The 13329-nt window shown below is 44.3% G+C and carries 9 protein-coding genes; 6 read left to right on the top strand and 3 right to left on the bottom strand.

Annotation, left to right across the window (positions count from 1 at the left end):
• The first annotated feature begins 340 nt into the window (after positions 1-340).
• The 3 genes from pabB to ACQ96U_RS06075 all read left to right on the top strand — a co-directional run bounded on the left by pabB (position 341) and on the right by ACQ96U_RS06075 (position 3029).
• On the top strand, positions 341-1747 hold the full coding sequence (pabB, locus tag ACQ96U_RS06085; RefSeq protein WP_431720354.1) for an aminodeoxychorismate synthase component I: 1407 nt from the start codon (positions 341-343) through the stop codon (positions 1745-1747).
• 180 nt (positions 1748-1927) lie between these two features.
• Positions 1928-2653, top strand: a complete 726-nt coding sequence (locus ACQ96U_RS06080; RefSeq protein WP_431720353.1) for a phosphoadenylyl-sulfate reductase — start codon at positions 1928-1930, stop codon at positions 2651-2653.
• Positions 2654-2690: 37 nt separating this feature from the next.
• On the top strand, positions 2691-3029 hold the full coding sequence (locus ACQ96U_RS06075) for a hypothetical protein (RefSeq protein WP_431720352.1): 339 nt from the start codon (positions 2691-2693) through the stop codon (positions 3027-3029).
• 140 nt (positions 3030-3169) lie between these two features.
• Here the strand turns inward: ACQ96U_RS06075 and cysB are convergent, their stop codons facing one another.
• The gene (gene cysB / locus ACQ96U_RS06070; protein ID WP_431720351.1) at positions 3170-4144 is read right to left on the bottom strand and encodes an HTH-type transcriptional regulator CysB; all 975 of its coding nucleotides are present in this window, start codon (positions 4142-4144) and stop codon (positions 3170-3172) included.
• Between the two features lie 158 nt (positions 4145-4302).
• On the opposite strand from cysB, the gene ACQ96U_RS06065 reads away from it, so the two are divergent.
• Entirely contained in the window at positions 4303-5085 is a 783-nt protein-coding gene (locus ACQ96U_RS06065) for a sulfite exporter TauE/SafE family protein (protein WP_431720350.1), read from the top strand.
• Here ACQ96U_RS06065 and ACQ96U_RS06060 read toward each other — a convergent pair.
• Positions 5082-6017 (bottom strand): 5'-nucleotidase, encoded by a 936-nt coding sequence (locus ACQ96U_RS06060; protein WP_431720349.1) that lies wholly within the window; start codon positions 6015-6017, stop codon positions 5082-5084. The two genes, ACQ96U_RS06065 and ACQ96U_RS06060, sit on opposite strands and share 4 nt — an antisense overlap.
• A gap of 50 nt (positions 6018-6067) precedes the next feature.
• Complete coding sequence (locus ACQ96U_RS06055; RefSeq protein ID WP_431720348.1) at positions 6068-6994, bottom strand: putative 2-dehydropantoate 2-reductase; 927 nt, start codon at positions 6992-6994, stop codon at positions 6068-6070.
• A 108-nt stretch (positions 6995-7102) separates the two neighbouring features.
• Between ACQ96U_RS06055 and ACQ96U_RS06050 the strand changes: the two genes are divergently transcribed.
• Together ACQ96U_RS06050 and ACQ96U_RS06045 are read left to right on the top strand one after the other, a co-directional pair.
• A complete protein-coding gene (locus tag ACQ96U_RS06050) occupies positions 7103-9835 on the top strand; it encodes a hypothetical protein (protein WP_431720347.1) in 2733 nt (910 codons plus the stop codon).
• The gene (locus ACQ96U_RS06045) at positions 9832-13218 is read left to right on the top strand and encodes a UvrD-helicase domain-containing protein (protein WP_431720346.1); all 3387 of its coding nucleotides are present in this window, start codon (positions 9832-9834) and stop codon (positions 13216-13218) included. Before ACQ96U_RS06050 ends, ACQ96U_RS06045 begins: the two co-directional genes overlap by 4 nt.
• The last annotated feature ends 111 nt before the right edge of the window (positions 13219-13329 follow it).

Here is a 13329-nt window from a genome sequence, read left to right as displayed (position 1 = left end):
TTGGCAAATGACATTTGCACGTTGCCGTGGCCTTAAATACAAGATACGTGTAACCGTAAGAAAACATCGCTAGCATGAACTCTTCTAGTCTTACAGCTTATTTATGCTGAGAGGCAGTGGTTTTGTGCACTCACTTAGTTCAACGGTCGATACTTGACGTTTGCGATGTCGAGTTGTGTCTGTATTCAACAATAACAGGCAGGACTTTCTGTTGGTTTAATTGGTTGGGAGGGATAATCCTAACGACTACCCAATGATATTTTGCTTAACTGCTTTGCTATAGATGCATTTGCTTTATCAAGACGTTAGAATGCGCCCGTGTTAAGCGGTAGTAAGCGTCATGAACGAGCCAACACTAACAGTCATTCCTATTCCCTACCAACCTTCTTGGTTTTATTTTTCTCGATTACGAGCTTGGTCTTATGCAGCATGGCTAGATAGTTCAGCTAAACCTGCCAGTTACTCTGATAGTCAGATTGATATTTTGACGGCAGCACCTGAGGTCGTTTTGGCCTGTCATGAAGGGCAGGTTTATAAGAATGGTCAACGTTATACAGCAGATGATGCTGTGCCCCAAACAGAATCATTGACTCAATCCCCTTCCCCGTTTCGCGTGATGCGTGAAATTGCGGCTCATTATGATGTTGCAGATGAAGATGTTGCTGAAGATATTCCATTCTCTGGTGGTTGGCTTGGTTGGTGGGGGTATGACTTAAAGGCGACTATAGAACCTCGCCGGTTTTCAAGCAAACCAACCCAAACTGATATGGTGGTTGGCTTATACTTATGGGCAATTGTGCTTGATCATCGACAACAGCGAGGGTTTGTCGTTGTCCATAAAGCATGTCATCTTGGTCAAGCAGAGATACTGGCCCGCTTATTTAGTCAGGTCAATCGTTCGCTGGAACCGTTTCAGTTACAAACACAATTTCGTTCTGCTACTTCTGCTCATCAGTATCAACAGCAGTTTAATGCCATTCAAAACTACATCCGACAGGGCGACTGTTACCAGGTCAACTTAACCCAGCGCTTTTCAGCTACTTTCTCTGGGGATGTTGCTGATGCCTACCTTGCTTTGCGTGAGGTCAGTCCTGCCCCTTTCTCTGCATGGTTAGATTTCCCAGATAAAACCATTATGTCGATTTCTCCTGAACGGTTTATCCGGATTCAAGACCGTAACGTTGAAACAAAGCCTATTAAAGGAACACGACCGAGACACTCCAACCCAGTGCTTGATCAGCAGTTTGCTGATGAGCTAAGGCATAGTCGTAAAGATCAAGCTGAAAATGTCATGATAGTGGATTTGCTGCGTAATGATTTAAGTAAGCATTGTAGACAAGTACGAGTACCTGAACTCTTTGCCCTAGAGCGGTTTGCAAATGTACATCACTTGGTGTCTACCGTGACAGCCACATTAAAACATGATGCAGACTGCTATCATATATTAGAAGACAGTTTTCCAGGTGGTTCGATTACGGGTGCACCTAAAGTGCGTGCGATGGAAATTATTGATGAGTTAGAGCCGGTATCTCGGCAGGCTTATTGTGGCTGTATTGGTTATATCAGTTTGAATGGGGCGATGGATACTAACATTGCAATTCGCACACTGGTGGCAGAGAAGAATCAACTGCACTGCTGGGGTGGGGGTGGTATTGTGGCTGACTCTGATGCTGAAGCGGAATATCAGGAATCAATTACGAAAGTGCGTAATCTACTGACGTGCCTGGAAACATTTCAACATAAATAGTTGGCGACGGGATACTACTTTTATTAGTAAGAAGTAGCGTATATAGCGGCTACTTATATTGTTAGCGGATGTTTTTATTTTAATGCGGATCAGGCTTTTTGTTATAGTTAACTTATTCTTTATAACTATATAGTTAAGAACACTTATGTGTTCATATTAGCCTGAGTGAGGAGTTCCTCTGTGTCATTTAATATTACGCAGCTCAATTTGGAGTATAGCAATCAAGACCCGGTAAAAATTATGGGGTTGGCACTTGAGTTGTTTCCTGAGTTAGCGATTTCATTCAGTGGTGCTGAAGATGTCGTTCTTATTGATCTAGCTTCCCGGGTCAGTGATGATTTTAAGGTTTTCTCATTGGATACGGGCAGATTACATCCTGAAACCTATCAGTATATTGAAGCTGTTCGAAACCACTATGGCATTATTATTGACGTACTTTCTCCTGATGCCCACGCTGTTGAAACATTGGTTAAAGAAAAGGGACTGTTTAGTTTTTATAAAGAGGGTCATCAGGAGTGTTGTGGGGTGCGTAAAATTGCGCCATTGCGAAAAAAACTCAGTTCTCTGCCCGCATGGGTGACTGGGCAACGTAAAGATCAAAGTCCAAGTACTCGGGCTCATATTCCAGTGCTTGAGCAAGACCATACATTTGGCAGTGAACAGCACCCATTAGTGAAGTTTAATCCATTGGCAAATTGGTCCTCAGAACAGGTGTGGAATTATATTCGAATGTTTGAACTTCCTTATAATCCACTTCATGAGCGCGGCTTTGTCAGTATTGGCTGTGAGCCTTGTACACGTCCAGTTTTACCCAATCAGCATGAGCGAGAAGGTCGCTGGTGGTGGGAAGAGTCGACGCAAAAAGAGTGTGGTTTGCATGCTGGGAATATTCCACAAGCAGACTAAAGTAGTTGATAAACATTAAAGCCTGATAGGTTGCGGAATGGCAGGATCCAGTAAACCTCAGATCACAATGGTAAAAAAAATTCTGGCAGATGGTTCTGCCTGCCGGAAATGTATTGATGTGCAGCAGCGCTTAGATGCGTCTGGATTTATTGATCTCATTGATGAGGTTATTGAGGCTCATGAAACGGACCCGTTTTCACCTGGCATGGTCAAAGCGGCCGAGTTGGGAGTCACTCAAGCACCCTTTTTTATTGTTGTAGACCCAAATGAAGGTACTCAAATCTATACTGTTTATTTCAAGTTGGTGCAAGAAGTACTAAAACCGTATCGAAAACAGCTTGAAGATGATCCTAGGGGTTATATACCCAAACTGTAGTGGTTTCTTTTGAAAGATATACCTGAATGCGAATGCAAAGAGGAAGTGCATAAAAAAGTTGAGCCTCACTTAAATCATTATGGAGGGTTATGTGAGACTCAACAGTGATTATTGTTTACTGCTTATATAGGTTTTTATGACTAATAAGTCGGTAGACTGATATCTTTGAAAAAGTCTTCAAGCTCCGCTTTATTGTGGTGATGATAAGCTTCATCAACAATTTCTCGAGTGAGATGGGGCGCAAACTGTTCGATAAAATCATACATAAAACGTCGTAAGAATGTGCCTTTTCTAAATCCTATCTTAGTAATACTTGGTTCAAAAAGATGGCTGGCATCCAGTGCCACTAAGTCACTGTCTTGCTCAGGATCAAATGCCATTTTAGCAACAATACCAATACCCAACCCAAGTCGTACATAAGTTTTGATAACATCGGAGTCAGTTGCGGTAAAAATGACTTTCGCAGTCAGGCCGCGATTAAAGAACGCTTCATCAAGCTTGGAACGACCCGTAAAGCCAAAAACATAAGTAACTATGGGGTGCTTAGCGACTTCTTCAAGGGTCAAAGGGTTTACTTGGGCTAATGGATGACCTTGTGGAACCAGGATGCAGCGATTCCAGCAATAACAAGGCATCATGATTAAATCACTAAAGTGTTCCAGCGCTTCAGTGGCAATAGCGAAGTCAACCGTCCCATCATTCGCAAGTTCAGCGATTTGCATAGGCGTCCCTTGATGCATATGCAGTGACACATCAGGGTATTGTTTGATGAATTTTTTGATAACAGGTGGCAATGCATAGCGAGCTTGGGTATGTGTGGTGGCAATTGATAATGAGCCTTTCTGCTCGTTACTAAATTCCTGCGCAACCTGTTTTATACTTTCTACTTTACGAAGTATTTCACCTGCTTTTTTGATGATTGCTTCACCAGCAGGTGTGATACGGGTTAAATGTTTTCCACTCCGAGCGAAGACCTCAACACCCAGTTCATCCTCTAATAACCGGATTTGCTTACTAATGCCGGGTTGGGAAGTATAGAGGCTTTGCGCTGTCGCGGAGACGTTTAGATCATGATGCGCCACTTCCCATATATAGCGCAGCTGTTGCAACTTCATTATACCCTCCATTTTGTATTATACGCATAGAGTATAAAAATATAAGTAAATATTCTTTTTAAGAATAGATCTAAACCGCTACATTTACCAGAGCAAACAGGGCATATGTTGCGAATGTTTACTTCCCGCTCACTATTTATAACCTTAGACCATATTTGATGGAAATTTTGCTTTATATCCTTACAGGTGCATTAGTCGGTTTTGCGGTCGGCTTAACAGGTGTTGGCGGTGGTTCATTGATGACTCCCCTCCTCTTACTGTTTGGCTTTCCCCCTCATATTGCGATTGGTACTGACTTATTGTATGCATCACTTACTAAGGCCAGTGGCGTTTTAATTCACCACCGCCAACAAACAATTAACTGGCGAGTCGTTGCCGTTCTGGGTGCAGGCAGTGTACCTGCAGCAGGATTAACCATTTTAGTGCTTCATTATTTCTTTACTGGCAGTCAGACCTACAGCCATATACTGACCTCTAGTCTGGGGGCCATGCTGATGTTGACGGCATTGGTACTACTGGCTAAGAAGTGGTTAATTCCAGCAAAACAGCAAACTGATCCGAGCTTACAGTTGTTTTATCAGCGACACACTAAGCTGCTGACATGGTTGATGGGGATATTGTTGGGTACTTTTGTGACTCTTTCTTCCGTTGGCGCGGGCGCTATTGGTACTGCAATATTATTAGTACTTTACCCTTGCTTAGCATCAAACCGCATTGTTGGAACTGATCTGGCCCATGCTGTTCCTCTTACGCTGGTGGCAGGTCTAGGCCATGTATTTTTAGGTAATGTGGATTTTCAATTACTTGTTAGTTTATTGATCGGTTCACTGCCTGCAATTTATGTTGGCACTCGTATAGGCAGTCGATTACCTGATAGAGTCATGCACCCTGTACTCGCAAGCACCTTGCTTGCTTTAGGGGTTAAGTATGCCTTTTTCTAATGATTTTGCTGTTGAGGATTATCAGCAGGTTGCTCATTAGCAATACCATGAGGGACATGCCCGGTAGTGACATGCTCGCTTGCTGACTCACAATGCACGGTTTGATCATCGAAAAAAACATCAGCATGGAAGGCTTTCAAAAAAGCGGCTTTAGTTAGACCTCCTAAAAAAAGCGACTCATCAATTCGAATATTCCACTCTCGTAGTGTTTTAATCACACGTTCATGAGCAGGTGCCGAACGGGCCGTCACCAATGCAGTTCTAATGGGACATTCATTGACAGGAAACTGTTGCTGTAAATTATGCAACGCGGATAGAAATGCTTTAAAAGGACCGCCAGATAAAGGCTCATTCGCTGCGGCCTTTTCACTGGCACTGAATGCGGCCAAACCTGATGATTTATAGATGCGCTCTGCTTCATCTGAAAAGATAACGGCATCACCATCAAAGGCAAAGCAGAGTTCCCCTTCTTCAGCCTGCTGGGTTTTACGTGGGGTTGGTAAGATAGTCGCTGCCGCATAGCCAGCTTGTAGTGCACTACTCACATCTTCTGCATGAGTGGATAGAAAAAGATGGCAACCAAAGGCTGAAACATAACGATAAGGACTGCGCCCGCCACAAAAAGCCGCTCGTTCAATGGGTAGCTGGTAATGGCTGATAGAATTGAATACCCGTAGTCCTGTATCTGCGGAGTTGCGAGATAATAAAATAACTTCAACTCGTGGGGCTCCAGGGAGTTGTTGATTAATGGACAGTAATTTTTTGACTAAAGGAAAAGCTTGTCCTGGGGCGAGAATTTCATTTTCATGGGCAATTTGATACTCAGAATACGCATCTAGCCCATCCTCCAGAAAAATACGATGGCCTTCATCCAAGTCAAAGAGTGCTCGGGATGAAACGGCAATGACGAGTTTTTCAGGTAGTTTTGTCATGGGTATATTTTACTTTAACTATATAACATAACTTATTGATATAAATAAGTTTATTGTTTGTTTTGTTGATCAAGAAATGCCAACTGCTGGGCAATGACTCGGGTTTTACTCATGTTAAAACCACGTTCAGCGGCTGTACGAATTGGCTCCCAATAAATACTTTCCAGCTCTAAAGGCCGTTTATTTTGATAGTCCAGTAACATACTTGGTTGATAGTCAGCCATTTTGTCTGTGGCATGCAGTAAAACATGGGCATATTGAGCCTGAATGGTAAAACCACAATGGTTAGCTGCTTCAATCACTTCTTCCATTAACTCTATCAAAAGATCACGGCAATGGCGGTCAGTGAGTAGACCTTGAGTAGACTGCTGTAAAATAACGGATAAACCATTAAAAGGAATATTCCAGACCAGTTTTTCCCAGCGAGCTTGTAATAAGTTGGGGGTGAAATGGATTGAAATGCCTGTATTAGCAAACAACTCAGCAATTGCGCGCATTTTAGGTGTTATACCTGCCTCTTGCTGAGGGCTGTATTCACCTAAACGAATAGCGCCTTGATCAAGGTGAAGGATGTGCCCTGGACCAATTTTGCTGCAGCAAATAAAACAAAGGCCACTGAGTAAACTGGTATCAGGGTAGTGTTGTGCCAGGAACTCCTCTGCACCCAGTCCATTTTGGAGGAGCAATAACGTGGTTTCAGGTTTAAGTAATACATCAAGTATGGGTGCTAATTGCATGTTTGCTGTAGTTTTTAAGGCAACAATAACGACATCACATTGGGGCATGTCAGCAGCATGTTGGTAAGCATTGACCTGGGATAACTGAAAGTCACCCAGCACAGAGTCAACCCTAAGTCCATTGCGTTGTACGTGCTCAAAATCACTGTGTAATAAAAAGTGTACATCATGACCTACATGGGCCAGTAAACCACCATAGATACCACCAATTGCACCAACGCCAACTACAGCAATTTTCATAAGCATCCTTTTAGTATGTTTATAGTCAGTTACTTGGTAATTTAGTTCTTATCGTTATAATGCGCTCGTATTATGTATTTCGTAAAGGGTAAAAGGAAACATTAAGCTTTGAGTAAAGCCTTGTTTGATTTAACAGCACTTCGTCCTGCATTGACGGAGCAACATACGATTATCACGCCAAACCGTCGTATGGCTGCAAAAATTCATGCGGCTTATGCTCAAGAAAAAGTCGCGATGGGACTTCATGCCTGGCCAACCCCTCGGGTAATGGCGCTTGAGGCCTGGCTGCAAAGCCAATGGGCGCGGCTGGCTGATCTTGGCTACCGACCCGCACTGACCCGAACGCTATTAACTGAATTTCAAACTCAACTGATGTGGGAGCAAATTTTACGCCAGGATGAAGATGCGAGTGCACTGTTACGGGTAACGTCAACAGCGCATACAGCACATAATGCGTTTAAACAATTGGTATTATGGCAAGTTGAACTTGATGATAATGAGCTAGCGACAACCTCAGAGGGTGTCATGCTCCAACGTTGGAGCGTCAAATTTTTAGGACAGTGCCAACAACGACACTTGTTACCTGTCGTCCAACTAGCAGAAGCACTCAGTAAAGCCTGGCAACAGCAATGGTTAACAAAACTAAATGAGGTATGGTTGGTTGGCTTTGATACGTTGGCACCTTTATATCAGTCTCTTTTTAAGGTAGCCGCTGATGCTGTTCATGATATTCGTCCTACCTGTGAACCAGAAACTAAAGCGCTAGCCTGTTTACCTCGTTTTCATGATGAGTTACGGGTAGCCGCTCAATGGGCAAAATCAGTATTGACTGAAAACCAAGAGGCGATGATTGGGATTATTGTTCCGACCTTAAGTCAGTGCCGCGATCAGGTTGAGCGAATTTTTCAGCAGGTGTTTGAGCCTCAGTACATGTTGGCGGGTACAGCTCGTTATACCTTACCATTTAACTTTTCAGCAGGAACGCCGTTAAGTCAGCAGCCGATTGTCGTATCAGCATTAATGATGTTACAGCTCAATAGGCCTCATCTCTCCAACAGTACTTGGCAAGCATTATTCAATACACCTTTTTGGCGTATTTCTTTATATGAAGAAGGATTTCTGGCGTATTTCTTAAGAGAGCTAGCTGACCTACAACAAGAACAGCTGTCCACCTCGTTAGTACGTTATCGGAGTCAAGCCAGTTATTCGCGATGGTATCAGTTGCAGCAAGTGAATCCCCAAGGAGATTTACTCGATGAACCTTCCTGTTATTTAACACAACAGTTACAACGTTTTGAGCAATTGAAGATTGAACATCAGGGGGGCTATCAAGGAAACAGGCAATGGCCAAGCCATTGGGCAAAGTTGTTCGCTAAGCAGCTTGAGCTATTGGGCTGGCCAGGTGAACACCGATTAGACAGTGTTGAATATCAACAAGTCACCTGCTTTTATGAAGCGCTTAAGCATTTTGCAGGGCTGGATGGCTTTACAGAAACACTCACATTGCAGGAAGCACTGGCGCTGTTTCAACGTCAGTTACAGCAGAATACCTTTCAAGCACAGACTAAAGACTCACCTATTCAAATCTTAGGGGCACTTGAAGGGGCGGGTTTGCGTTTTAGTCACTGCTGGTTAATTGGCTTTGATGATAGTCATTGGCCGCCATCGCCAGCACCCAACCCTCTGATTCCCATTGCTATGCAAGTTAGACTGCATATGCCTCATGCTTCTGCTGAACGAGAATTGACGTTTACGCAGTCACTGATTTCGGGTTATCAGCACAATGCCCAGCATGTTGTTTTTTCCTATGCTAAACATGAAGGCGAACGTGAGCAATCGCCCTGCCCCTTACTCAATGACTTACCATCTTTGGATATCAACCGCTGGTTGAAGCCTGTCAATAATTATGCAGATACACTACTTGCTCATCGCCACTTGGAACGTTGGCGGGTAGATCATAGCTCAGGGGTTGCACAACCAGCGCAAGTTAGAGGTGGCAGCCGTATTCTACAGAATCAGGCACTTTGCCCCTTTAAGGCTTTTGCAGAACATCGGCTACGGGTAAATCCATGGCCTCAGGTGGTGTTTGGTATTACCCCACAGGATCGTGGGCAGTATTTACATCAGGCACTGGCTTTTTGTTGGCAACAGCTAGGAAAACGCCAGGAGTTGATGGTATTGACTGAAGAACAGGAAGAACAACTGGTCAATGCTGCAGTTGACGAGGCCTTGGAACAATTTCGTAAACGTCAGCCGCAATTAATGACGCCCCGCCTTTATAAAATGGAGCAGCAACGACTTAAGGAAACCTTGCTGCAATGGCTTTCGTTAGAAAAGGCTCGGCCGGATTTTGAAGTGGTGGTCATCGAAAAACGTCGTCGCTGTGAGTTCGCAGGTCTCCCCTTACAGCTTCAGGTTGATCGGATAGATCGGTTGGCTGATGGCACGTTATTGTTGATTGATTACAAAAGTAGTACGAGCCAACTACAAGGCTGGTTGGGGGAACGACCGGATAACCCGCAATTGCCTCTTTATGTATTACAAGCCAAACAGCCCGTCACTGCGTTAGCGTTTGCCGAAGTGCGGCGTGGACTGTGTCAATGGCAAGGACTTGCAGCCGCTGCAGTGGGTATTGAAGGGATTGATGCTTTGACGGCCAATAAGCGCCGTATTGCCCTTCCTGCGCAGTGGGATGAACTGATCGAACAGTGGCAAACTCATTTAACACGCCTGGTTAAAGATTTTTTACAGGGGGATATCCGTGTTGCGCCTAAACGTCCTCAAGTCTGCCAGCAATGTCAACGTCAGTCTCTGTGTCGTGTTCAGGAGTTGTTATTATGAACCAGCCTGCAGATCGTCATGCCAGGTTAACTGCGCTTGATCCGGCCCAGTCATTTGCAGTAACGGCCCCTGCAGGATCAGGTAAAACAGGTTTGCTGACACAGCGTGTGTTAACACTGCTGGGTGCTGTCGAAAAGCCAGAAGAAATTCTCTGTATTACCTTTACCCGCAAGGCCGCCGCTGAGATGCGTGTGCGTATTCTCAATGCACTGCGTCAAGCCGCTAGTTCTTCTTGTCCTGAAGATCCCTATTTAGCTCAGACTTATCAGTTAGCGCGTCAAGCTTTACTGCAAAATGAAACAATGGGTTGGCAGCTATTAGAGAATGCTAACCGTCTACGTATTCAAACTATTGATGGGTTTTGTGCTCAGCTTGCCAAGCAGTTACCCATGCTGTCTGGGTTTGGCGGTATGCCTGACATTGTTGATAGTGCGCAATTACTTTATGAAGATGCGGTTAAACGCTTGCTTGCTGAACTCAATATTCAAGATGTGATTGGTGATGATATCGCTTTGCTGCTGGACCATTTAGATAATCGCATGGATCGACTCCAGCGATTGTTGGTCAGCTTGCTGGAGCGTCGAGACCAGTGGTTACAGTTCATGGTGGCTTGTCACCAGGATGAACAATTTCAAGTCAAGTTGGAGCAGGCAATCTATCAGGTAAATTGTCAGCTTTTGCAGGAGATTCGAGACAAACTTGCGCCTTATGGCAGTGACTTGGCGATGTTGGCTGATCAAGCGGCACAACAGTTAGTCAGTGAGATGCCAGACCATATTCAGGTGTCATGTCTGGGCATGATTGAGTTACCCAAAGCTGAACCCTCTGACCTTTCGCAATGGCTTGGTTTGGCTGAAATGCTATTAACGCAAAAAGGCCAATGGCGTAAGTCAGTGACTAAAAAGCAAGGTTTTCCTGCAGGGAAAACAAAAGTGGAAAAAGAGCAGCTAGATCCACTGAAACAAGCAATGAATGCATTGTTGGCGACTTTATCTGAGCAACCTGGGTTGGCTGAGGCATTACAGCAAGTTCGTATCTTGCCACCCATTACCTATGCACCTCAGCAGTGGCAGGTACTTAAAGCATTAAGCCATGTATTACCCCGTTTAGCAGGACATTTACTGTTAGTATTTCGCGACCAGGGCACAGTCGATCATAGCCAAATTACTGAAGCCGCACTGGTGGCTCTGGGGCAGGATTTAACACCCTCTGATTTAGCATTACGCCTGGATTATCAGATAAAACATATCTTAGTGGATGAATTTCAGGATACTTCATCACCACAATTTGCATTATTAGAGCGTCTGGTCCAAGGCTGGATGCCTGGTGATAGTCGTTCACTGTTTATTGTCGGAGATGGTATGCAGTCCTGCTATGGTTTTCGGGATGCCAATGTAGGGTTATTTTTACGCGCTAGACGTTATGGTGTGGGGGATGTTTCATTAACGCCTTTGCAACTCACTACCAATTTCCGTTCACAAGCAGGGATCATTGACTGGGTCAACCAGGTTTTCCGGCAGGCTTTTCCTGTGCATGAAAATATTCCTTTAGGCGCTGTTCAATACAGTGCTTCTACCCCTTTTTGCCCTGCATTGGATGAAAATCCTGTGCTGTGTATTGGTTGTGAAGACAGCTCACGACAGTTGGAAGCTCAGCAAATTACTCAGTTAGTACAAAAGCATTTAGCTGAAGAATCACAGCAAACAATAGCCATACTTGTTCGCAACCGAAGCCACCTTAAAACCATTATTCCTGCACTTCAGCAAGCAGGTATTCGTTGGCAGGCGACTGATATTGATCCTTTAGCCAGTCGCCCGTTGATTCTTGACCTTTTAAGCTTAACCAGAGCACTGACAAATATGGCAGATAAGCTTGCCTGGCTAGCGGTGCTTCGAGCACCTTGGTGTGGTTTAGGTCAGCAAGATCTGGAAGTAATCGCTCAAACAGAAGCTCAAACGGTTATTCAGAGCATACAATCCCCTGAAGTGATTAGCCGTCTCAGCCAGGATGGTGTACATCGTTTACAACGTGTAGTCCCAATTTTGTCTGATGCTTATCAGCAACGTCAGCGTAAACATTTGGTGTCGCTGGTACAGGGTTGTTGGCTGGCATTAGGAGGACCAGCAGCGACACTTGATTTAGTCACGTTAAATGACCTTGATGCTTTTTGGCTGGTATTGGACAACATGCCATCAACCGTCATTAACCCGTTTAATCATACCGAACTTGAAGAAAAAGTGGCGAAGCTATATGCGCAGGCGGACCCAGAGGGTGATCCTCGCGTGCAGATAATGACGATTCACAAGGCTAAGGGGTTAGAGTTTGATACGGTTATTTTGCCAGGGTTAGAGAAGCGAGGTCAGGCTGACAGTTCCTCATTATTGTTGTGGCAGCAGCGTTTAAGTGAAGATCAACAGTCTCCCACTTCGCTGTTAATGTCTCCCCTACACCGTTATGAGGATGAACAAGGCGATAAGCTTTATGAGTTTATTCGCCAGCAGGAGCAACAAAAGCAGCGACTAGAGTCGATTCGTGTACTGTATGTAGCCTGCACTCGGGCCAAAAAGCAGCTTTATTTATTATTTTCAGGTGACCCGAACAAAGAACCCAGTAAAGATGCATTGCTTGCCGCCATTTGGCCTGCTATTCGCCACCAAATACAATGGCAAGCGCTGACCGCTTCTACTGAAGAATCTGCAACTGAGAATGTAATAAATGGACAGTTTCTCCATCGGCTTCCTGCTGAATGGTTGAGTCCAACCTTACAACGTGGTCAGCTGTTAAAAGACTACCGAGGTGAAGAGTATGATGATGAAGAAAACTTGCCTGAACTGATTTGGGATGATGTTCCTCGTCATGTGGGTACAGTTGTGCATCGGGCGCTATATCATATTACCATCACCGGAATAGAACAGGTGTCGGCGCAAGCGGAGGCTTATTGTGAGCAGCGTCAGGCTATTTGGTTACAACATCTACGTCAGCTCGGGGTGGGTCGTGAGGATTATGAACGTGCGCTGCAATCAGTCAGAGCGGCAGTGTTGAAGACATTGCAAGATTCCCAAGCCTTGTGGCTTTTGAATCACATCCAGGAAGATAGCCAATGCGAATACCCTATTACTATGCAGGTACGTGGAAAAATGCTGCATTATGTTGTTGATAGGACATTTATTGATGCTGAAGGTACCCGCTGGATTGTGGACTATAAAACAGTTGAGTTGGATGCACGAATGGGTTCGCTGGATAAATTAATTCAGCATGAAGTCACTGAATATAAATCACAGCTACAAAATTATGCACAAACGTTTCAATTAATGGAGGCTCGGCCGACTCAAGCAGCCCTTTATTTTACCAATATTTCTCGTTTAATTAAGGTTTCGGTATAGCTATTCATCCTCGTATAAAGTTTTTTTAGAAAAAATGTCATCATAGACTCTGTTTATTGCGCAGGTTTTATTACAATAAATTCACTTGGTGCTGATGAGCCAAGTTAAACA

Source organism: Zooshikella sp. RANM57 (assembly GCF_050749885.1).
In the GTDB taxonomy this organism is placed as follows: domain Bacteria; phylum Pseudomonadota; class Gammaproteobacteria; order Pseudomonadales; family Zooshikellaceae; genus Zooshikella.
Note: the sequence above shows the minus strand (reverse complement) of the source record. Positions and strands in the feature narration are given on the sequence as shown.

Bases quoted from the DNA above. Each gene is read 5' to 3' on its own strand.
- ACQ96U_RS06075 (WP_431720352.1), top strand. From the start codon at position 2,691: ATGGCAGGATCCAGTAAACCTCAGATCACAATGGTAAAAAAAATTCTG.
- cysB (WP_431720351.1), bottom strand. From the start codon at position 4,144: ATGAAGTTGCAACAGCTGCGCTATATATGGGAAGTGGCGCATCATGAT.
- ACQ96U_RS06060 (WP_431720349.1), bottom strand. From the start codon at position 6,017: ATGACAAAACTACCTGAAAAACTCGTCATTGCCGTTTCATCCCGAGCA.
- ACQ96U_RS06065 (WP_431720350.1), top strand. From the start codon at position 4,303: ATGGAAATTTTGCTTTATATCCTTACAGGTGCATTAGTCGGTTTTGCG.
- ACQ96U_RS06055 (WP_431720348.1), bottom strand. From the start codon at position 6,994: ATGAAAATTGCTGTAGTTGGCGTTGGTGCAATTGGTGGTATCTATGGT.
- pabB (WP_431720354.1), top strand. From the start codon at position 341: ATGAACGAGCCAACACTAACAGTCATTCCTATTCCCTACCAACCTTCT.
- ACQ96U_RS06045 (WP_431720346.1), top strand. From the start codon at position 9,832: ATGAACCAGCCTGCAGATCGTCATGCCAGGTTAACTGCGCTTGATCCG.